Origin of the sequence: Aestuariimicrobium soli, from assembly GCF_051192575.1 — a bacterium.
Classification (GTDB): domain Bacteria; phylum Actinomycetota; class Actinomycetes; order Propionibacteriales; family Propionibacteriaceae; genus Aestuariimicrobium; species Aestuariimicrobium soli.
Genome location: NZ_JBPJSQ010000006.1, coordinates 575,521 through 596,071, shown reverse-complemented (window position 1 = coordinate 596,071; position 20,551 = coordinate 575,521). Strand labels below are relative to the sequence as shown.

General features: G+C 70.2%; 14 protein-coding genes. 8 read left to right on the top strand and 6 right to left on the bottom strand.

Going from position 1 to position 20,551, the window contains the following annotated elements; all coding sequences use genetic code 11:
* Positions 1-12 precede the first annotated feature (12 nt).
* The gene (locus tag ACSDQ9_RS09380) at positions 13-1,092 is read right to left on the bottom strand and encodes an IS30 family transposase (RefSeq protein ID WP_435143774.1); all 1,080 of its coding nucleotides are present in this window, start codon (positions 1,090-1,092) and stop codon (positions 13-15) included.
* Between the two features lie 238 nt (positions 1,093-1,330).
* Positions 1,331-1,951, bottom strand: a complete 621-nt coding sequence (locus ACSDQ9_RS09375) for a TetR/AcrR family transcriptional regulator (protein WP_435146324.1) — start codon at positions 1,949-1,951, stop codon at positions 1,331-1,333.
* 133 nt (positions 1,952-2,084) lie between these two features.
* On the opposite strand from ACSDQ9_RS09375, the gene ACSDQ9_RS09370 reads away from it, so the two are divergent.
* Both ACSDQ9_RS09370 and ACSDQ9_RS09365 read left to right on the top strand, forming a co-directional pair.
* Positions 2,085-4,931: an MMPL family transporter gene (locus tag ACSDQ9_RS09370; protein WP_435146322.1), complete on the top strand. Its 2,847-nt coding sequence runs from the start codon at positions 2,085-2,087 to the stop codon at positions 4,929-4,931.
* A complete protein-coding gene (locus ACSDQ9_RS09365) occupies positions 4,928-7,435 on the top strand; it encodes a YhgE/Pip domain-containing protein (RefSeq protein WP_435146320.1) in 2,508 nt (835 codons plus the stop codon). Before ACSDQ9_RS09370 ends, ACSDQ9_RS09365 begins: the two co-directional genes overlap by 4 nt.
* A 181-nt stretch (positions 7,436-7,616) precedes the next feature.
* Here the strand turns inward: ACSDQ9_RS09365 and ACSDQ9_RS09360 are convergent, their stop codons facing one another.
* Positions 7,617-10,262, bottom strand: a complete 2,646-nt coding sequence (locus ACSDQ9_RS09360; protein WP_435146318.1) for a multicopper oxidase domain-containing protein — start codon at positions 10,260-10,262, stop codon at positions 7,617-7,619.
* Positions 10,263-10,349: 87 nt separating this feature from the next.
* Entirely contained in the window at positions 10,350-11,960 is a 1,611-nt protein-coding gene (locus tag ACSDQ9_RS09355; protein WP_435146316.1) for an alkaline phosphatase D family protein, read from the bottom strand.
* 135 nt (positions 11,961-12,095) lie between these two features.
* On the opposite strand from ACSDQ9_RS09355, the gene ACSDQ9_RS09350 reads away from it, so the two are divergent.
* Complete coding sequence (locus ACSDQ9_RS09350; RefSeq protein ID WP_435146314.1) at positions 12,096-12,872, top strand: helix-turn-helix domain-containing protein; 777 nt, start codon at positions 12,096-12,098, stop codon at positions 12,870-12,872.
* Between the two features lie 57 nt (positions 12,873-12,929).
* On the opposite strand, the gene ACSDQ9_RS09345 is transcribed toward ACSDQ9_RS09350, so the two are convergent.
* Entirely contained in the window at positions 12,930-13,304 is a 375-nt protein-coding gene (locus ACSDQ9_RS09345) for a hypothetical protein (protein WP_435146312.1), read from the bottom strand.
* 310 nt (positions 13,305-13,614) lie between these two features.
* Here ACSDQ9_RS09345 and ACSDQ9_RS09340 point away from each other — a divergent pair, with 310 nt between their 5' ends.
* The 5 genes from ACSDQ9_RS09340 to ACSDQ9_RS09320 all read left to right on the top strand — a co-directional run bounded on the left by ACSDQ9_RS09340 (position 13,615) and on the right by ACSDQ9_RS09320 (position 19,311).
* Positions 13,615-15,000 carry an alpha-L-fucosidase gene (locus ACSDQ9_RS09340; RefSeq protein WP_435146310.1) on the top strand — a complete coding sequence of 462 codons (1,386 nt, stop codon included), beginning with the start codon at positions 13,615-13,617 and terminating at the stop codon, positions 14,998-15,000.
* Between the two features lie 299 nt (positions 15,001-15,299).
* Complete coding sequence (locus ACSDQ9_RS09335) at positions 15,300-15,578, top strand: hypothetical protein (RefSeq protein ID WP_435146308.1); 279 nt, start codon at positions 15,300-15,302, stop codon at positions 15,576-15,578.
* 26 nt (positions 15,579-15,604) lie between these two features.
* Positions 15,605-15,817, top strand: a complete 213-nt coding sequence (locus tag ACSDQ9_RS09330; protein ID WP_435146307.1) for a hypothetical protein — start codon at positions 15,605-15,607, stop codon at positions 15,815-15,817.
* A gap of 105 nt (positions 15,818-15,922) precedes the next feature.
* A complete protein-coding gene (locus ACSDQ9_RS09325) occupies positions 15,923-17,152 on the top strand; it encodes an MFS transporter (RefSeq protein WP_435146305.1) in 1,230 nt (409 codons plus the stop codon).
* Between the two features lie 224 nt (positions 17,153-17,376).
* Positions 17,377-19,311 carry a glycoside hydrolase family 127 protein gene (locus tag ACSDQ9_RS09320; RefSeq protein ID WP_435146303.1) on the top strand — a complete coding sequence of 645 codons (1,935 nt, stop codon included), beginning with the start codon at positions 17,377-17,379 and terminating at the stop codon, positions 19,309-19,311.
* A 122-nt stretch (positions 19,312-19,433) separates the two neighbouring features.
* Here ACSDQ9_RS09320 and ACSDQ9_RS09315 read toward each other — a convergent pair whose 3' ends face one another.
* Positions 19,434-20,393 carry an aldo/keto reductase gene (locus ACSDQ9_RS09315; RefSeq protein ID WP_435146301.1) on the bottom strand — a complete coding sequence of 320 codons (960 nt, stop codon included), beginning with the start codon at positions 20,391-20,393 and terminating at the stop codon, positions 19,434-19,436.
* Between the last annotated feature and the right edge of the window lie 158 nt (positions 20,394-20,551).

The window sequence follows — 20,551 nt, the reverse complement described above, 5'->3', positions numbered from 1 at the left end:
TCCTGGGTGGTCTCAATCGGTCAGTGCAACGGTGAGTAGTTGTTGCAGTTTCTCACGTGGGGTGAGGGCGTTGAGAGTTTCGCGGGGTCGGTCGTTGAGGAGGTTCTGGACGTGGAGGATCTCGGCGTCGGTGATCTGGGCGAAGTCGGTGGGTTTTGGCCAGAAGTCGCGGATCAGGCCGTTGGTGTTCTCGTTGCTGCCTCGTTGCCACGGGCTGTGGGGGTCGCAGAAGTAGACCTGGGTGTGGGTGGCGAGGCTGAACGTGGGGTGCTCGGCCATCTCGGATCCTTGGTCCCAGGTGAGTGACTTCATCTGCATCTGCGCTGGCAGGGTGGCGGCCATGGCGATCAACGCGTCGACAACGGTGGTGCTGTCGTGTTGGTCGGGCAGCCGATGGAGCAGGACGAACCGTGAGGCGCGTTCGACCAAGGTGATGATGGCGGTCTGGTTGCGTGCTCCGAGGACCAAGTCACCCTCCCAGTGGCCCGGGATCGCTCGATCGGCTGCCTCGGCCGGTCGTGTGGAGATGTGATGACCCTGCAGCCATGGTCGTCCCGTCCGGGGCGGTAGCTTCGAGTGGGGGATGCGGTGGGTCCGTCCGGATCGCAGTGCCTTGTCGATCCTCAGTTCCTCGCGCAGGGAACCCCTGCCCTGGACGTAGAGGGCCTGGTAGATCGTCTCGTGGCTCACGGAACCATCTTTGCCATGCTGCGCCGCCAGACGGATCGACACCTGCCGGGGCGACCAGTGAGAGTTCAACCCCTCGACGACCCGTTGCCGCAGCACGGGATCGTCCAACCTTGACCGTTTCGGACGTCCCCGACGGCCCGCGGCCGCGGTCTCGGCAGCCTCAGCCCGATACCCGGTCGGTGTCGAGTTGCGGGCGATCTCTCGGCTGACCGTCGACGCCGACACCCCCAGCTGGCCGGCGATGCGCCGTAACGACCACCGCTGGACCAACCCGACATGGATCAACGTCCGATCCGCCAACGACAACCGGGCCCCGTGTGACGGCGCCGGGTGCGGCAGCACCGGCCGTACAACCTCGACCTCAACAACCAGACCGCCATGACGACCACGCTTCAGATCCATGCCAGCAGCATGCAACCAACCAGCAGCCGTCCCCGCGCTCACACCCACCTGATCCGCGGCCCTCTGCGCCGAGTACCCCGACGCCGCCAACCACAGCACCCACTCCCGCATCCACCCCGGGTAACCCGGATTCCCACGACGCATGCAACACCTCCGAACAACGTGTTGCACTGACACCCTGACTCCACCCTGGGGGTCGCACTCTTTGGTGAGAGTTTGCGGGTGTGGTGGACGATCCTCAGCCGGGCTCGGGGGCCACGAAGGCATTGAGCACCGCCGTGATCACCGCGGCCAAACCCTCGGCGGAGGGCTCTCGTCCCTCACTCATCTGGTCGAGCATGTGGGCATTGGCGGCCCCCTCGAGCACCTGCGTCACCGTGCCGGCGTCGACCGTGAGCCGCAGCTGGTGACCCGCCAGGGCGGCGGTGATCATCTCGGCCTTCGCGACCTGTCCGGCGCGGCGGGCGCGGGTGAAGGCCTCGCGCACGCCCGGCTCCCGCACGGCATAGGCCTGCAGTTCGGCCATCAACATCACCAGCCAGGGCGTGATCACGCCCGAGGCCACGAACTCGACGATCGCCTGCCGGATCACTTCGGTGACGTCGCACGAGGTGTTGGCCTCGGCCTGGTCGATCACCTGCCGGGCGATGGCGTTGATGCGCTCGGTGTGGTGGTCGAGCAGGGCGATCAGCAGATCGTCCTTGGAGTCGAAGTTGGAGTAGAACGCCCCGCGGGTGAAGCCGGCCTCGTCGCAGATGTCCTCGACCGTGGCCGCGCCGACTCCCTTGCGCACGATCACGTCACCGGCCCCCTCGAGCAGTCGAGAGCGCGTGGCGGCGCGGCGTGCGGTGATGGTCATGGGCGGTGACTCTACCCCAGCGGCCTCCGGTTTGGATACGCGCGTGTATTGAATACACTTCTGCATCGGGGCGGCGTCGCGTCGCCCCTGATCTGCACCGGTCGACCACGACCGCACACCCTCAGGAGGCCCCGTGTCGACCGTGCTCTACGACCTCGCACGCTGGTGCTTCCGTCATCGCCGGCGGGTGCTGGTGCTCTGGCTGGCGGCCCTGGTGCTGCTCGGCGGGCTCGCCGCCCTGGTCGCCAAGCCCTACAACGACGACTTCAACATTCCGGGCGCCCCTTCGCAGGAGGCCCTCACCCAGCTGAAGGCCACCTTCCCCCAGGCCGCCTCGCTCACCGCCACCGCCATCGTGGTCGTGCCCGTGGGCTCGTCCGTCAACGACCCCGAGATCAAGGCCGCCGTCGAGAAGATCGCGAAGGGCTACGAGGCCAACCCCAAGATCGACTCGGTGACCACGCCCTACAACGAGCTGGTCACCGGGCTGATCAGCAAGGACGAGCGCGCCGGTCTGCTGCAGCTGAACCTCAAGGGGTCGATCGACGAGGTCACCGACGCGGAGCGCGCCGACCTGCAGAACCTCACCACCAAGCTGCAGGCCGACCTGCCCGCCGGGTCGCAACTGAGTCTGGGTGGTGAGGCCTTCTCGATCGAGGTGCCCGCGCTCAGCGTCGTCGAGGCCGTCGGTGTGGTGGTGGCCATGGTGGTGCTGCTGGTCACGCTCGGGTCGCTCGTGGCCGCCGGGTTGCCGCTGCTCACCGCGCTGCTCGGGGTCGGCTTCGGCATGCTGATGATCACGCTGGCGACGGCGCTGGCATCGATCAACTCGACCACCCCGATGCTGGCCGTGATGCTCGGGCTGGCGGTCGGCATCGACTACGCGCTGTTCATCGTCAGTCGTCACCGCGACCAGTTGCGGGGGGCGCCGGCGCACGAGGGGGACGATCCCCGGCCGGGCATGGACGTGGAGGAGTCGGTGGCCCGCTCGGTGGCGACCGCCGGCTCGGCCGTGGTGTTCGCCGGCCTGACTGTGGTGATCGCGCTGGTCGGGCTGGCCATCGCCAACATTCCCTTCCTCACCGTGATGGGTGCCTTCGCCGCCGTGACCGTGGTGTTCGGGGTGTTGATCGCGCTCACCCTGCTGCCGGCCCTGCTCGGCTTCGCCGGGGAACGGCTTCGTCCGAAGGCGGCCAAGCCTCGCAAGAACGCCAAGGCGGCGGCGAAGCCCGGCCGCGAGGGTGGCATCTTCGGCTGGTGGGTGCGCGTCGTCACCAAGGTTCCGGTGCTCACGGTCGTGCTCGTCGTGGTCGGCCTCGGAGCCCTCAGCTACCCCGCCACGAACCTGTGGCACGCGCTGCCCAACCCCGGTCAGCACGCCCCGAGCCAGCCCGACCGGGTCACCTACGACCTGATCAGCGACCACTTCGGCCCCGGTGCCAACGGCCCGCTGATCATCACCGTCGACCTGCTGCCCACCACCGATCCGCTGAAGGTGATGGCCGACATCAAGGCCGACGTCGAGGCGATGCCCGGGGTGTCGTCCGTGCCGATCGCCACCCCCAACCAGAACGCCGACACCGGGTTCGTCCAAGTGGTGCCCACCACCGGGCCGGACGACCCCCGCACCGGCGACCTGGTGAACGCGATCCGGGCGCACCACGACGAGTGGAAGGCCGACCAGGGGGTCGAGACCAATGTGACCGGCTCCACCGCCATCCAGCTCGACATCGCCGACCGCCTCGGCAAGGCGCTGCTGCCGTTCGGGGTGTTCGTGGTCGGGCTGTCGTTGGTGCTGTTGACCATGGTCTTCCGGTCGATCGCGGTGCCGCTGAAGGCCACCATCGGGTACGCCCTGTCGGTCGGGGCCGCGTTCGGCGCCACCACCCTGGTGTTCAACGAGGGCATCGGACGACAGCTGATCAACCTCGACAAGCCGGGGCCCGTGATCAGCTTCCTGCCGATCATCGTGATGGGCATCCTGTTCGGGTTGGCGATGGACTACGAGGTCTTCCTCGTCAGCCGCATGCGTGAGGACCACGTGCACGGCACCCCCGCCCGCGAGGCCGTGCACAGCGGCTTCATCGCCTCGGGCAAGGTGGTCTCGGCCGCCGCCGTGATCATGTTCGCCGTGTTCGCGTTCTTCGTGCCCGAGGGCATGGGGCCGATCAAGCAGATCGGGTTCGCGCTGGCGGTCGGCGTGGCCGTGGACGCCTTCCTGGTGCGCATGACGCTCGTGCCCGCCGTGTTGGCACTGCTCGGTGAGAAGGCCTGGTGGTTGCCGGGTTGGCTCGACCGGCTGCTGCCCAGCTTCGACGTCGAGGGCGAGGCGCTGAGCCGACAGGTGGCCCTCACGGACTGGCCGACCCCGCCGCGCGCCGACGGCACCCGCGACGAGGTGCTGCACGTCGAGGGCTTCGGTGTCGACCAGTTGGTCGACCCGGTCGACGCCCGGCTGCTGCCCGGTCAGGTGGGGATCGTGGTGGGCCCGCCGCGCTCGCGGTCGGCGCTGTTGCTGGCCCTGGCCGGTCGACTGCCCGCAGATGTCGGACGAGGCCGGGTCGCCGGTGAGCTGCTGCCCGATCAGGCGGGCAAGGTGCGCCGCAGCGTGCGCTGGATCGACGCCCTGAACGGCGAGGTGCGGCCGGCGCTGGAACGCGTCGAGGAGCGCCTGGTCGTGATCGACGGCGTCGACTCCCTGACCAAGGATGCCGACCTGGCGGCCGTCCGGGACCTGATGGCGCGGGCCCGCGAGACCGGTGAGTTCGGGGTGGTGCTGGGGGTCGCCGACTCCGAGCAGGCCCGGCACTGGCCGGCCGACGGGGTGGTGGAGGTCACCGTTCCGCACCCCCGCGACGACCAACCGGACGATGACGAGCCCTTCAGCGACGAGCCCTTCATTGACGAGCCCTTCATTGACGAGCCCATCAGCGACGAGCGACCCAGCGACCAGCACCTTCAGCAAGGAGAACTGCGATGACCAACCGATCCGCGCTGGCAAGCCAGCAGTGGTGGAAGATCGCGGCCGCGGCGCTCGTGCCGCTGCTGGTGGCCGCCGCCTTCCTGGCCGGCTCGTGGCACTCCGGGTCGCGCACCGGCAACGTGCACGCCGCCATCGTCAACAACGACCAGGCCGTCACCCTGGACGGGCAGATCGTCCCTCTCGGACGACAACTGGCCGCCGCCATGGCCGACCGCAAGGGCGACAACGTCACCTGGACGCTGACCGACACCGCCGGCGCCGAGAAGGGACTGGCCTCAGGCGAGTTCGCCGCCGTGGTGACCATTCCGAAGAACTTCTCGGCGGCCGCCACGGGGTTCTCGAAGAACGGTGACTCGGGCGAGCAGGCCACCATCGACGTGCGGACGAGCCCCTCGGCCGGAGTCACCGACGCCGCCGTGGCCCAGCAGATCGCCGGCATCGCCGCCGACACCCTGAACAAGCAGCTGACCAGCACCTACCTCGACAAGGTCTATGTCGGCTTCAACCAGATGGGCACCCAGTTCGTGACCCTGGCCGAGGGTGCGGAGCAACTGCACACCGGCGCATCGTCGCTGGCCGGCGGCACCAAGCAGGCCTCCGACGGAGTGGTGAAGCTCGACCAGGGGGTGCAGCAGCTCAACACCGGCGCGCAGCAGTTGGCCGCCGGGGTGGCTCCCCTCAAGCAGGGCGGCGCGCAGGTCGTGCAGGGTGGCGGGCAGCTGACCACCGGTGGATCACAGCTCGCGGCCGGGGGGCCCCAGCTGGCCACGGGTGCGTCCGACCTTGCCACGGGCGCCTCGCAGCTGTCTGCGGGCGTCGCCAAGCTCGATGAGGGCGCGCAGTCGCTGGCCACCGGCGTGCAGCAGTACACCGACGGCACCGGCAAGCTCGTCGACGGCGTCAGCCAGCTCTCGGGCGGGTTGACGCAGCTGCAGCAGGGACTGGCGGCAGGCGGGTCGTCCGATCTGACCGCGCAACTGACCCCGCTGAAGACCGGCGCCGACGAGCTGGCGACCGGGGCGCAGCAGCTGTCGCAGGGGGTGCAGGCCTACCAGGGGGCGCTCGGCGGGCTGAAGGAGCAGCCGGCCCCGGTGCCGGCGACGATTCCCGGCAGCGACCAGGTGCTCGCCCAGTGCCAGGCACAGGGTGGCACGGCCGAGAGCTGCGCGCCGGTGGTGGCTGCCTACGAACAGGGGTTCGCCGCGGGCATGACCGGCGGCTGGCAGGCGGGACTCACCGCCGCCGAGCAGGGACTGACGGGCGGGGGAGACCCGTCGCAGTCGCTCGTCGCGGGGGCGGCGGGCGTGGCCCAGGGGGCGGGCGAACTGTCGTCCGGGGTCGACCAACTGACGACGCAGCTGCCGGCCGAGCTGGCCGCGCAGCAGTCGGAACTCACCACCGCCGTCGACCAGCTGGCCGGGGGTGCGCAGCGGATGGCTGCGCAGGGGAGCCAGCTGAAGACGGGCGGAACCGAGCTGGCCGGAGGGGCCAGCCAGCTCGCCTCGGGGACGAAGCAGACGGCTTCGGGGGCGGCGCAGCTGTCGTCGGGTGCCGGGCAGCTGGCGACCGGGGTGAAGCAGTACACCGACGGCGTCAGCCAGTACACGGGCGGGGTCGGGCAGTACGTCACCGGGGTGAACACCTACGTGGCCGGCGTCGACCAGTTCGCGGACGGCACGGGTCAGGTGGCCGGCGGCATCGACCAGCTGGCCGACAACACCCCCGAGCTGGCCTCGGGCATGACCAAGCTGTCGGCCGGCGCGACCCAACTCGACGACGGGCTCAAGAAGTTCTCCGACGGGCTGGCGCAGGGGCAGTCGAAGGTGCCCAGTTACTCCGAGCAGCAGCGCGAGAACCTGTCCACGGTCGCCACGCGTCCGGTGCAGAACCCCGCGGACGAACCCGTCGGTGCGGCCGTGGTGCCGCTCACCATCGCGGTGACGGCGATCGGGCTGTGGCTCGGCGCGCTGGTGCTGAACTGGGTGCGTGCGGCGGTGCCGACCGGGGTGCTGGGATCGACCCGGTCGAACGCCTCCCTTCTCGCCCGGACGCTCGCTCCCGGGCTGGCGTTCGTGGCGGTCGAGGCGCTGGTGCTCGGGGTTGTCGGGGCGTCGGTGATGAAGCTGTCGTTCGGTGGCGGGCTGCGCTGGACGGCGCTCGTGGCCCTGGTGGCCCTGGCGTTCGTGCTGGTCAACCACGCCCTGGCGGCCTGGCTGGGCACGCTCGGACGGGTGCTGTCGATCGTGGCGGTGACCGCAGCGGCGGCGGTGTCGGTGACCGCGGCGGTGCCGGGGGTGTTCACGTGGGTGCACCAGGTGACCCCGCTCGCACCTGCGCTGACAGGGCTGCGGAACGTGGTCGCCGGGGAGTCGCCGGTGGGTTCCGTCGGGGCCCTGATCGCCCGGTCGCTGGTGGCGCTGGTGCTGGGTTACCTCGCGGTCGCGCGCAAGCGGTCGCTGTCGGTGAAGGAGTACCTCGGGCTGCATCCGGCGGCGGCCTGAGCCGCGGGGTGACCGCCCGGGGGTTCTGTGGCGCCGTCGGTGTGCGAAACGCGCACCCGAACGGGGGTTCGTGGCCCAGCTGGGGAACGAACCCCGTTTCGGGTGCGCATTTCACACACTTTTCGCGGCGCCCCCGCGCAGGTGACGCCCCGCCCCGCGCAGGTGAGGTTGATGAACCCGCTCAGGTGACGTCGATGAACCCCCGGGCACCGCGCTCGGCGTCGACGAAGGCGTGGCTCACGAAGGTGTAGCGCCCCGGTTCGGTGAAGACGCACTCCACGAACCCACCCTGGGCCGCAGCCAGGTCGAGCGCCTGCGCACCCCCGCCCCCCGAGGTCTGCGGACGCAGCAGGAACGCGCCCTCCTTGTAGACGGTGTCGAACTGGGCGCCCACCACGTGAAAACTCACCCCGCGGTTCGGCCCCGCCGCCAGCACCCAGAGCCGCACCCGCTGCCCGACCCTGGCCGTCAACGGCCGGTGCACGTACTGGTTCGCATGCCCGTTCCACAGCATCAGACTCGGTCGCTCCGCCGCGATCCGGTCGGTGTCGAGGTCGCGAATGCCCTCGGCATCGGGCCTCGTGAGATAGGTCTCGCTCGCCACCAGCAGGTACTCGCGATCGACGGCCACGAGGTCGTCCGGGGGCACGACGACCGCCCCGAACATGCCCGCGGCCAGGTGCAGACTCATCGGCATGGTCGAGCAGTGATAGAGCCAGATGCCGTGGCGCCGCAGCAGGAACCGGTAGTCCAGTTCGGCCCCCGGCGGGATGGTGCGCATCACCTGGTCGGGCGAGATGTCGCCGGCATGGAAGTCGATCGAGTGCCCCATCGTGCCGTGGTTCACCAGCCGCGCGCGGATCTCGTCACCGAGGGCTCCGACGATCGTGGGGCCCATGATTCGTCCGTCGTAGGTCATCGCGCGCACCCGCACCCCCACCTGGGTCGACGAGGGGGCGACCTCGACGACCGGCTCGGTGGCCGTGAGCGTGACCGGGTGCACGTGGCCGTTCGGACGAGCCGGTAGCCGCGGGTCGCGCGGGGTGAAGGCGGCCCCTGGCGGCAGGGTCAGGTCGAACGTCTCGTCGGAGCCGGGCGCCGTGGCTGCGGGTGAGACGGTCGAGCCCGCCACCCGCATGTGGAACACCATGCCCATCGCCTTGTGTCCGGCCACGGTGCACCACCCCTCGACGTCGCCGGCGCCCCCCAGCGTCTCGAGGGTGCCGGACTTCCCGGGAGCGAGTCGACCGGTGGTCTCGCCCGTGGCCAGCGCGAGGTCGTGCACGGTGGTGTCGTCGTGGTTGGTGAGCCGGATCACCAGCCGGTCGCCCGGACGAACGGTGGCCTCGTCCGGCTGGAAGCGCATGCCCATCGCCATCACGTCGACGGTGACGGTGTGACCGGTGGGGGTGACGGCGCCGGTGACGCGGGTGGTCAGGGCCGGGATGACCACCGTGGCGGCGACCGCACCCAGCCCGACGACCGCCTCGACGAGGTCGCGGCGGGCGAGATCTCCGGACGAGGTGCCCGTGGCCGGGTCGCGGTCGTGGGCCTCGGCGCGGGCGGGCGGGCCCTCGGCGGCGAGATGGGCGCGGGCGCGGCGGTGGGCGCGGATGGCCCCGGCCAACAGGGGCACGAACAGGGCGAGCCCGAGCACGGTGAGCGCGGCGGCCGCCAGTCGGGTGGTGCCGCCGGCCGGTGAGGTCAGCCAGACCACCAGGCCCGCGTTGGTGAGCGCCCAGCGCAGGGCGCCCAGGCGGTGGCTGGCGGCCAGGGTGGCGCGCACCACCGCCGGTCCGCCGCCCATCACGGTGGGCATCAGGTGGCTCATGGCGCCGAGCAGCAGCTGGGCTCCGAAGCCGACCACCAGTACCAGGGTGATGCGCTGCAGATCGAGGGTCGACGGCGCCCCAGCGGAGGCGATCGCGAGGGTGAGGTCGGCGGTCAGCAACCAGCAGAAGGCCGATCCCAGGGAGTATCCGGCGTAGTCGCGGGGTGGTTTGCGGAGGGCGGCCCTCGCCAGTGGGGGAGCCACGACCAGCAGGCCGGCCAGGTGCACCACCACCCCCAGGGTGGCCAGCCACGGGTGCACGAACGAGCCGCCCGCGACCAGCAGCACGCCCGCACAGATCAGCCGCAGTGACACCCGGGCTGCCCGCTCGGTGCCCTCGTCCATCGGGGTGCGGAGCACGGTCGGCCACAGCGTGACCAGCGTGGCGACCGCCGTGGTGGTCACGAAGCCGAGCACGTTCAGGGCCAGGTGGGCCAGCAGGGTGCGTCCGGCCCAGGGCTCGGGCAAGCCGAACGCCATCGTCGCTCCGGCGGCGGTGCCGAGCACCATGAACCCGCACGCGAGGGCGTACCAGCGCACCACCATCGTGAACCGGGCGGGCAGGGCCCGGCGCACCTGCCGGACGAGCCCCAAGCCGTGGTCGGCGACGGCCCCCGCGACGGCGACGGCTCCCACTGCGGTGACCAGCGGTGCGGCCGGGCCCAGCGGGGTGGCCAGCATGCCCACCATCACCACGACGATGCCCGCGTTGAGCACGGCCAGGCGCGCGAGCTGGCGCCCTCGTCCGTCGTCGGACACCCGTTGGCGCAGCAGGGCCTCGGCGAAGTGCTGGCCCCAGACGAGGATCGAGTTGGTGACCAGCCCGAGCGTGACCAGATGCACCAACAGCCAGCGCAGGTCGAGGAACCGGTCGACCACCAGCGCGATCAGCGCGACCCCCAGCCAGACGCTGACCGGACGACCCGCCCGCCGGTGCCAACTGCGGCGGTCGGTGGGGCCGTCGCGATGGTCAGACGTGAGCGGGAGAGTTGGCACTGCTCAAGTGTAGAAACACCCCGACCCCGGTGGTGATCCGGGGTCGGGGTTGGGGGGTGGGTCGAGGTTGGGTCCGGAGTGTCCGGCTCAGGCGGTGAACCCGGGCACTCCGTCGAGCACCGTGAACCGTGCCCCGTCGAACACGGGGGAGTCATGGGTGGAGACCTTGTCGACCACCCGCACCGTGTAGTCGGTGCGCTCGGGGGTCACCGTGACCAGGTCGTAGCCGCAGTGCAGGTCGGCCCACTTCAGCGTCGGGTTCATCGTCCGCCTGATCTGGCGGGCCTCGTTCGAGGCCGGGTTGAAGTCCTGCGCACTGGTGATCGACGGGCTGGTGATGTCGGTGCCGATGACGCGCGAGTCGGGGTCGAGCGAGTCGGAGATCACGTCGGAGACATAGGAGCAGTGCACGTCGCCGCCGAGGCAGCCGAAGTTGCGAATGCGGCCCTGGTCGAGCCCGGTGGTGACCGCGTCGAACATGCGCTGCTGCGAGGCCTGGTACCCGTCCCAGGTGCCCGGGCTGAACATGGTCGGTTTCTCGGGGGACGAGGCGGTGTTCAGGCGGGCGAACAGGATCTGCTGGGCGATGAAGTTCCACCGCGCCGGCTCCGCCCCGAAGCCCTGCATGAACCACTTCTCCTGCTCGTCGCCGAGCACCGTGCGCGCGGGATTGCGGCGCTCGCCCTCGTCCGTGGCGGCCGATGCCGCCAACTGTGGGTCGCGGTCCTGCCGGGTGTCGAGCACGTCGAACTGGGCCAGGCTGCCCCAGCGCAGGCGGCGGTAGAGGCGGGCGTCGGCACCGACCGGCCGCTGGGGCCAGTCCAGGGGCGAGTTCTCCCAGTAGGCGCGGTAGGCGGCGGCGCGCCGCAGCAAGTCGTCGGGCAGGTTCGACTCGTAGTCATTCGCCACTTCATGGTCGTCCCAGGTCATCACCCACGGCATCGCGTGGTGGGCGCGCTGCAGGTCGGGGTCGAGCTTGTAGAGGGCGTAGCGCAGTCGGTACTGGTCGAGGGTCTCGGTGGTGGGAATCACCTCGGCGGGCAGGTCGGTGGGCAGCGCGCGACCGACGGCCAACTGCTGCACGGGGTACTCGTAGATGTAGTCGCCCAGGAACATCATCAGGTCGGGGTCCTGATCGACGACATCGGCCATCGTCTGGAACCAGCCGGCGCGGTAGTTCATGCACGAGGCGAAGGCGAAGGTCAGGTTCGACTCGACGCCGGGGGCGGGGGCGGTTCGCGTGCGGGCGACGGGGCTGACGTGCTCGCCCGTGCGGAAGCGATACCAGTAGTGGCGACCCGGTTGCAGGCCGGTGACCCGCACGTGCGCGGAGTGGCCCACCTCGGGCCCGGTCCAGAGCTGCCCGGTGGCGATCCGTCGTTGGAACCGTTCGTCGGAGGCCACCTCCCAGAGCAGGTGGTAGCGGGCGGTCTGGTCGAGTCCGGCGTCGATGGCGAGGGGTTCGGGGGCCAGGCGCGTCCACAGCAACACCGAGTCGTGGGTGGGGTCGCCCGACGCGACGCCGAGGGTGAAGGGATCCTTGGTGATCGGCCCGGTGGCGGCGCGTGCCGCGGTGCCGGTGCCCAGCGCGAAGGCCAGGCCAGCCGCGCCACCACCGGCGGCGGCCAGGAAGCGACGGCGCGACGTGAGCGAGGCGCGGGAGAAGAGCAGGGACGAATGCTTGGTACTGGGGGGCATGGCTGGCAATCTACGTCGTTCGCGCGGACGACGAGAGGTGTTTTCCCAAATGTCAAATACTGTTGCGCACAACGCAATGTTGCGTTCGAGCTCGGACGATGGCGATTCACGGCAGCGGGTGCATAGGCTGCGCACATGCATCACCCCCAGGGCGACGATCACCCCACCGTGAACGACGGTCAGGTGCTCGCCCTGGCGCGCGGCCTGGAGATTCTCGAGATCCTGGTCAGGGCCGATCGTCCGGTGTCGGGCGCGGAACTGGCCCGACGCACCGGGCTGCATCCCAGCTCGATCACCCGTCTGGCGCGCACCCTGATCGCGATGGGTTACGTCGCCAAGGATGCCGAGGGACTGCGCCCTGACTACGGGGTTCTTGACCTCACCCAGTCGGCACGTGGGCTTCCCGGGATCGCGCGGGTGCAGCCGCTGCTCGAGCAGGTGGCGCACCGTCACCCGGGCTGGTTCGTGAACCTGTGCCTGCTGCGCAACGGCCACCTCACCTACCTGGTGCGCTGCCTGGCGGGGCACTCGACCACCGTCTCGCTGGGCTTCCCGCTGCACAAGTCGTCGGCGGCGATGAGGCTGCTGGTCGACGAGGACGAAGCGGTCGCCCTGGAATGGCTGCAGCAGTCACGCCGGCGCCATGGCTGGTCGGGTGGCGCTGGCCTGCCGGCGGACGAGGCCGCGGCGCTCGCCTGGGCCAGGCGCCAGGTGCGCGACGACGTGCTGGTGATCGACGGCTGGTCGGGTCACTCGCTCTCCGCCGCGATACCCGTGAGTGACCCGAACGGGCACGCGATGGCGCTCGCGGTGGCCTCGTCCAGGTCGGATGCCACGCCCGACCGCATGCGCGCGGCGCTCGCCGAGACCCGCCGCGAGGTGGAGGTGGCCCTGCGTCGTCCGCGTCGCTGACCCACTTTCGATGACCCAGGCTCGTTGACTCAGTTTCGCTGGCTCAGGGTCGCCGACTCAGGCGAACAGCAGTTGCACCAGCACCCCGGCCAGGACGGCGGCGACCGTGACGAGGGCCGCCTTCATGGGGGTCGATGACCGGCGGGCGGCGGCTCGTCCGACCATGAACGGCACCAGGCACAGCACCAACGCCAGCACGAGCAGCACCGCGCCGCTGGTCGGGTCGGGGTCGACGTCGCCGAACAGCAGGTCGGACGAGGCCCCCGTCACCTCCCGCGAGCGGGTGAACAGCCAGATGACGGCCGGTGACAGGGCGGCGGCGCTGGCGAGGGTGGCCAGCAGCGGGACGACGCGGACGACCGGTTCGGACGGGGCGCCGTCGAGCCCGATGGAGGTCCCGGGGAGGCCGCGGTGGTCGAGCGTCGTGGTCATGAGTCGATCCCACAGGGCGGGCCGGGTGCGGCGCCAGCGTGACGACCCCCATCGAGCCCTCGGGTGGGTGGGGTTCATCCCTGAGTCGCAGCGGACGGGGTCGGGGAGCGACCTTGGTCGGGGTGGGGGGCTGGGCTGGGTCTGGAGGGCTGGGCCGGCCGGAGTCACCGCCACAACCCGCACGCGGGCTCGCTCGACCCCCCTTGTTGGGCCTCGGACGAAGCCCGCGTGCGGTTGTGGCGCTCATCGGCGGTTGACCGGTTCGCGGGCCCGACCCCGGGCGGGGTGCGGGCTGGGTAGCGTCATGTTCATGACCTCCCCCGCGCCGTCCGCCCCCGCCGCCCCCGACGCTCACCAGCCCGGCTCCCAGCAGCTGGACTCTCGCTACCACGAGCGCTTCGCCCGCTCCCAGTGGTGGCGCGACGCCCGCTTCGGCATGTTCATCCACTGGGGCGCCTACGCCGTGCCGGCCCGCGGTGAGTGGGTGAAGTCGATCGAGCGGCTCACCGACGACGACTACGAGTCGTTCATCGACTCCTTCGTACCGCACGACGTCGACTTCGGGGCCTGGGCCGACCTCGCCAAGGAGGCCGGCATGGAGTACGCGGTGCTCACCGCCAAGCACCACGACGGCTACGCGCTGTTCGACTCCGCGGTGAGCGACTACACCACCGCCAAGCGCGGCCCGAAGCGAGACCTCGTGCGCGAGTACCTGGAGGCCTTCCGCTCCCGCGGCATCAAGGTGGGCCTCTACTTCTCGGTGATCGACTGGCACCACCCCGACTTCCCGCACTTCGGCGACCGCCAGCACCCGCAGCGCGACGACGAGGCCTACCGCGACCACCGGCCCGACCTCGAGAGCTACCGCGCGTTCATGCACGCCCAGATCCGCGAACTGTGCACCAATTACGGCCAACTCGACGTGATGTGGTTCGACTTCAGCTACCCGGGCATGGCCGGCGAGCAGTGGGGCGCCGAGGAACTGGTGGCCATGGTGCGCGAGCTGCAGCCCGGCATCATTCTCGACAACCGGCTCGAGGTCTCCGGCGAGGGCAAGGGGACGATCGTCACCGACCAGCCCTCGAGCTTCGCCGGCGACTTCGTCTCGCCCGAGCAGATCGTTCCGCCGGCCGGCATGACCTGCGACGACGGCACCCTCGTGCCCTGGGAGAGCTGCCTCACCCTCAACAACAACTGGGGCGTGCACTCCGACGACCACGACTGGAAGACCGCCACCACGGTGGTGCGCCAGCTCGTCGAGTGCACCGCCAAGAATGGCAACCTGCTGCTCAACGTCGGGCCGGACGCCGACGGGGTGATCCCGGAGGAATCACAGCGCATCCTGCGTGAGGTGGGCGCCTGGCTGGCCGTCAACGAGGCCTCGGTGAAGGGGTGCGGATCGTCCGACCTGGCGAAGCCCGACTGGGGTTGGTACACGCGCAACCTGACCGACGGACGAATCTTCGCGCATGTCTTCGAGCAGCCGGTGGGGCCGGTGGCGCTGCCCGGGATCGCGCCCGCCGAGGTGGCCGGGGTGCGGGTGCTGGCCACCGGTGACGTGCGGGCGTTGTCGCAGTCGTGGACGACCCACACCTATCCCGATGTGACCTTCGTGTCGCTCCGCGAGCCCGAGCACTTCACGTTCCCGCTGCCCGATGCGAAGGACACCGTGCTCGAGGTGACGCTGAACGACTGAGTGGTCTCGACACTGTCGAGGCCACGGCTGCGACCGCCAGCCCGCCCTACTGCCGGGCTGATCACCGTGAGCGAACACGGTCCGCGAACCGGCCGCTGACTACCCACAACGGGTGCGCGCGCCCTCTGAAAGCCCATGTATGCAAACGCTAGCCTAGCTTTCTGACAAGCGATGTTGCCGAAACTTGCCAACTTCTGGCATACTTGGTGTCAGGTTCACAGCAAGGCTGCTCGTCTCGAGCGGTCATTGCCGCACCCGGGACGAGAGAGCGGCTGATCGTCTCAAGAGGGGAACCTGACATGTTCGACGTGAACGCCGCCCACACTCTCGCTCGCTGGCAGCACCAGGAGAACCAGCTGCGCCAGCAGCACACCACCGAGCGGCCCTGGGGTATGCCCGGCCGCACTTCCACCGACCTCGAGTTCGAGGACCTTGATCGCTGGGCCCGCCAGGCCTCCGAGAAGACCAGCGGCGTCCGCCGCGGAGTCTCGGGAGCACGCGTGCGCTCGCATCGTCGAGGCCAGGGCTCGCTCCACGCGGTGATCGCGCAGCTCAAGCAGCGCGCCGCCGCCCACTGACCACCTGAAGACAGAAGGAAACTGACATGACTCCCATGTTCGCCACCACCCTTGCCAACTCCGAGGCCCGCACCGAGTCGCTGCAGCAGCGCATCCTCACCGAGGACCTCAACCTCGGCTTCGACGAGACCCAGCGCGGCATCCCGGCCGCGACCTTCCTGCCCGCCGACCAGGTCTCCGCCTTCGACTGGAGCATGATCGCCGGCCTGTTCACCCGCCGTCAGGTGCGTCACGCCTGAGTCGCAACCCGCGGCCGTCGTCGGCTCCCCAGAGGAGCTGGCGGCGGCCGTTTGCTGTTTCGGGACGAGGGCCGGTGTCGTCCCAGCCCTCATACAGTGACGAGCGTGACGACACCCGTGGCCAAAGCCGGACGAGAGCCCCTCGCCCCCGAGCTGTGGGTGCTGATCGGCTCGGCCTTCCTGATCGCGATCGGCTTCGGCATCGTCGCGCCCGTGCTGCCGCAGTTCGCGCAGTCCTTCGATGTGGGCATCGCGGCCGCCTCGGCGATCGTGAGCGTGTTCGCGTTCGTCCGCTTGGCCTTCGCCCCCGCCGGAGGGTGGCTGATCAACCGCTTCGGCGAACGCCGCACCTACCTGGCGGGGCTGATCGTGGTGGTCGTCTCGAGCCTGCTGTGCGGGTTCGCCACCACCTATCCGACGCTGCTGGTGGTGCGCGGGCTGGGCGGCATCGGCTCGGTGATGTTCACGGTCTCGTCGATGGGCCTGCTGGTGCGACTCGCGCCGCCGGCGCAGCGCGGCCGCACCTCGTCGCTGTACGGCTCGTCCTTCCTGCTCGGCAACATCGCCGGACCCATCGTCGGGTCGGCGCTGTCGGGGCTCGGGTTGCGGGCGCCCTTCTTCATCTACGGCGGACTCGTGCTGGCCGCGTTCGTGGTGGTGGTCGCGTTCATGCGGCGCGACCCCGCGGGTGTGGCCACCACCGATCAGCGACCCCGCATGACCCTGGCGGAGGCCCTCGCGACTCCCGGCTACCGGTCGCTGCTGCTCACCGGTGCCGCGAACGGCTGGGCCAACTTCGGGGTCAGGATCGCGCTGCTGCCCCTGATGGCCGCCGCCGTTCCCCGCATCGGAGTGGCCGCCGCGGGCATCGCCCTCACCCTGTTCGCCGCCGGCAACGCCGTCGCGCAGCAGGTCACCGGGCGCATGGCCGATCGGGTCGGACGAGTGCCCCTGCTCGTCTTCGGCCTGCTCTTCTCGGGGCTGGTCACGGTGTTCTTCGGGTGGGCGCCGACGCTGTGGGTGTTCCTGGCGTTGTCGGTGGTCGCGGGGGTGGGTGCGGCCTTCATCGTGCCCTCGAGTCAGGCGCTGCTGGCCGACATCATCGGCAACGAGCGCAGCGGAGGGCAGGCCCTGTCGACGTTCTCGATGGCCACCGATCTGGGGTCGATCGCGGGCACGCTGCTGGCCGGGATCATCGCCGAGCGGTTCGGCTTCGGGTGGGCCTTCGTGAGCACGGCGGCGATTCTGGTGGTGGCGGCGGTGCCGTGGTTGCTGCAGCGAGGGGGAGTCCGCTCCGCCTCGGGGGTGGTCCCCTCGACGGCGACCGACTCCTGACCCTGGCCGGTCCCGACCCTCGCCGATCCATAACGGTGTCGCCGTGCGCGAAGTGGCCACCCCTTGGCAACATCTCGCACGGTGACACCGTTATGGATCGGGTTGCCCGGTTGACCCCCACGCCCGGGTGACGCCGAAGCCCGCACGACCGGCAGTTGGAACGATCCAAATCCCCGCTCGTTCTGGGTAGCGTGGTCGGTGCCACCTATTTGGAGGAGACATCGGTGTCCACCCCTCAGCCTGCCCCCACCCCGCCGCTCGCCCCCGCCGTGCCGCTGGCGGCGCGGGGCGGGCTTCGTCCGCTCGATCTGCGCAGCGTCCGCCTCGACCCGGCCGGACTGCTCGGGGCCCGGCAGCAGCTCAACGGAAGCGCGACGATTCCGCACCTGATCGCCGAACTGGAGCGCACCGGGGCCATCGACAACTTCCGCCGCCTCGCGGGAACCAAGGACGTGCCCTATCGGGGGCTGCTGTTCAGCGACTCCGACGTGTACAAGTCGATCGAGGCCATCGCCTGGGAGATCGGACGCACCGGCGCAGGCGAGTTCGACGCCTGGCTCGACGAGGTGATCGGCCTGATGGCGGCCGTGCAGCAGCCCGATGGCTACCTCAACACCTGGATCCAGGGGCTGCACCCCGACAAGAAGCTGCAGGTGCTCGAGTGGAACCACGAGCTCTACATGCTGGGGCACTGGGTCCAGGCCGGGATCGCGCTCGACCGGGCCACCGGACGACGCGACCTGCTCACCCTGGCGGAGGCGTTCGTGGCGCTGGTCTGGCAGACCTTCGGGCCCGGCGGCGAGCGCGACGGCGTGTGCGGCCACGAGGAGATCGAGACCGCTCTGGTCGAGCTGTACCGCCACACCGGCGAGCCGCGGCACCTCACGCTGGCGCAGCATTTCATCGACCAGCGCGGCAGGGGCATCCTCGATGGCGGCGGCATGGGTCAGCGCTACTTCCAGGACCACGCCCCGGTGCGCGAGGCCCTCGACCCGACCGGCCATGCCGTCCGCCAGCTGTACCTCAACGCCGGGGTCACCGATGTGCTGCTCGAGACCGGTGAGCAGGCCCTCGCCGACGCGATGCGCGAGCAGTGGGAGCGTGCCCACGAACGCAAGATGTACATCACGGGAGCGTTCGGGTCGAGGCACCGCGACGAGGCCTTCGGCAACGACTACGAGCTGCCGTCCGACCGCGCCTACGCCGAGACCTGCGCGAGCATCGCCGACCTGCAGTGGACCTGGCGGATGATGCTCGCCAGCTCGACCACTCCCGATCCCCGTCACGCCGACGTCATCGAGCGGGAACTGCACAACGCCATGCCCGCCTCACTGGACGACTCCGGCACCCGCTTCTTCTACTCCAACCCCGTGCAGCGCCGCCCCGACCGGTTCTCCGAGGGCAGCGCGCCCGCCGAGCGCGTCAGCTGGTACGAGTGCCCGTGCTGCCCGCCCAACATCGCCCGACTGATGGCCCAGCTCTCGTCCTATGTCGCCGCCGAGGGTGACGGCACGCTCGAGCTCTTTCAGTTCGCGGCGTGCGAGATCCACGTGCCCGCGGGGCTCGGCTCGGGCGTGCTGCGCGTCGAGACCGACTACCCGCGCACGGGGATCGTCCGCCTCGTGGTTGATGGCGAGCTCACCGGCGCGGTCGGCGTCAGGGTGCCCGGGTGGGTGACGCGTGGGGTCGTCCGCAGTGGTGGCGATGAGCGCGAACTGACCGCGGACGAGCGCGCCGCCGGCCGGGTCGAACTGGCCGCCGACCAGGTGCACGGCGCCGAGATCGAGTTCGACCTGACGCCGCGTTGGACGGCCTCGCACCCGCGGGTGGACGCCACTCGCGGCTGTGTCGCCCTCGAGCGCGGACCCATCGTCTACTGCGTCGAGCAGGTCGACGTGCCCGAGGCCGAGGTGGACGACCTGCGGATCACGGTGTCGTCCCTTGTCAGCGAGGAGGACGAGGTCGCCGGGATCGCCCCCGCCCTGGTGGTGCGGGCGGCGGTGCACGCCGACCGCGGGCCCCTGCTTCGTCCGGCGTCAGATGTGGGGGAGACCGAGACTGATGAGGGCGATCGCCAGATCGACGTCAGGTTGGTCCCCTTTGCGAGCTGGGGCAACCGTGGTCCGGGGGCGATGCGCATCTGGCTGCCGCTCGCCTGAGTCAGCCGAGCTGAGTGAGGCGACTCGACGAACCAAAACTCGGTTCCAGTCGGCCTTTCGAGGGGCTTGCGGGCCCTCTCGGGGCGACTGGAACCGAGTTCTGGTTCGCTATCAGTCGGCACTCAGCGGTTGATCATGCCCTGCTGCAGTGGGGCGTAGCGCACCGAGTCGACCTGGAACTGCTTCGAGGTCTCGTCGAGGCGGGCCAGATCGTCCGAGTCGAGCTGCACGGAGGCCGCCGTGGAGTTCTCGGTGGCGCGCTCGGGCTTGCTGGTGCCGGGGATCGGGGCGGCGTAGTCCCGGGTGGTGATGATCCAGGCCAGCGCGACCTGTCCCGGGGTGCAGCCGTGCTTGTCGGCGATCGCCGACACGAGGTCGACCAGACCCTGGTGGCGGGCCATCACGTCGCCCTGGAAACGGGGGAACATGGAGCGCCGGCGCTCGTCCACCTGATCGGGGCTCTGCAGCTTGCCGGTCAGGAAACCCTTGCCGAGCGGGCTGAACGGCACGAAGCCGATGCCCAGTTCTTCGAGCGCGGGCAGGATCTCGTTCTCGGGCTCGCGCCACCACAGGGAGTACTCCGACTGCAGGGCGGTGACCGGCTGTACGGCGTGCGCGCGGCGGATGATCTCGACACCCACCTCTGACAAGCCGAAATGGGCCACCTTGCCGGCCTCGATGAGCTCCTTGACGGCACCGGCCGACTCCTCGATCGGCACCTCGGGGTCGAGGCGGTGCTGGTAGAGCAGGTCGATCTGCTCGATGCCGAGGCGCTGCAGCGATCCGTCGACGACCTGCTTGATGTGGTCGGGTTTGGAGTTGAGCCCCTCCAGACCGTTGTTGACGTTGAAGCCGTACTTGGTGGCGATCTTCACCTGGTCGCGCACCGGGGCGAGTACCTCGCCGACCAGCTTCTCGTTCTCGTGGGCGCCGTAGACCTCGGCGGTGTCGAAGAAGGTGACGCCGGCGTCGAGGGCGGCGGGAATGACGGTTCTGGCCTGGTCGAGGCTGGTCAGGCTCATGCAGCCGAAGCCGATGGCAGAGACCTCGAGGGTGGAACGGCCGAGCAGTCGCTGTTGCATGGTTCTCCCTGGTTGTCCTGGGTTGATGGGTGGTCGTGGAACCTGTCGTCCACGCTAGGCGCCCGGTGTGGGGGGTGACAGTCACTGGCGGTACCCCTCGGGTGCTGAGGGTGGTCGCGGGCCACAACCTGTTGCCACGCGACCGCGGCGGGCGCAGA

Excerpts from the sequence above, each read along its gene's own strand:
- ACSDQ9_RS09350 (WP_435146314.1), top strand. The coding sequence starts at position 12,096 with ATGCATCACCCCCAGGGCGACGATCACCCCACCGTGAACGACGGTCAG.
- ACSDQ9_RS09355 (WP_435146316.1), bottom strand. The coding sequence starts at position 11,960 with ATGCCCCCCAGTACCAAGCATTCGTCCCTGCTCTTCTCCCGCGCCTCG.
- ACSDQ9_RS09380 (WP_435143774.1), bottom strand. The coding sequence starts at position 1,092 with ATGGATCTGAAGCGTGGTCGTCATGGCGGTCTGGTTGTTGAGGTCGAG.
- ACSDQ9_RS09365 (WP_435146320.1), top strand. The coding sequence starts at position 4,928 with ATGACCAACCGATCCGCGCTGGCAAGCCAGCAGTGGTGGAAGATCGCG.
- ACSDQ9_RS09375 (WP_435146324.1), bottom strand. The coding sequence starts at position 1,951 with ATGACCATCACCGCACGCCGCGCCGCCACGCGCTCTCGACTGCTCGAG.
- ACSDQ9_RS09315 (WP_435146301.1), bottom strand. The coding sequence starts at position 20,393 with ATGCAACAGCGACTGCTCGGCCGTTCCACCCTCGAGGTCTCTGCCATC.
- ACSDQ9_RS09340 (WP_435146310.1), top strand. The coding sequence starts at position 13,615 with ATGACCTCCCCCGCGCCGTCCGCCCCCGCCGCCCCCGACGCTCACCAG.
- ACSDQ9_RS09330 (WP_435146307.1), top strand. The coding sequence starts at position 15,605 with ATGACTCCCATGTTCGCCACCACCCTTGCCAACTCCGAGGCCCGCACC.
- ACSDQ9_RS09345 (WP_435146312.1), bottom strand. The coding sequence starts at position 13,304 with ATGACCACGACGCTCGACCACCGCGGCCTCCCCGGGACCTCCATCGGG.
- ACSDQ9_RS09335 (WP_435146308.1), top strand. The coding sequence starts at position 15,300 with ATGTTCGACGTGAACGCCGCCCACACTCTCGCTCGCTGGCAGCACCAG.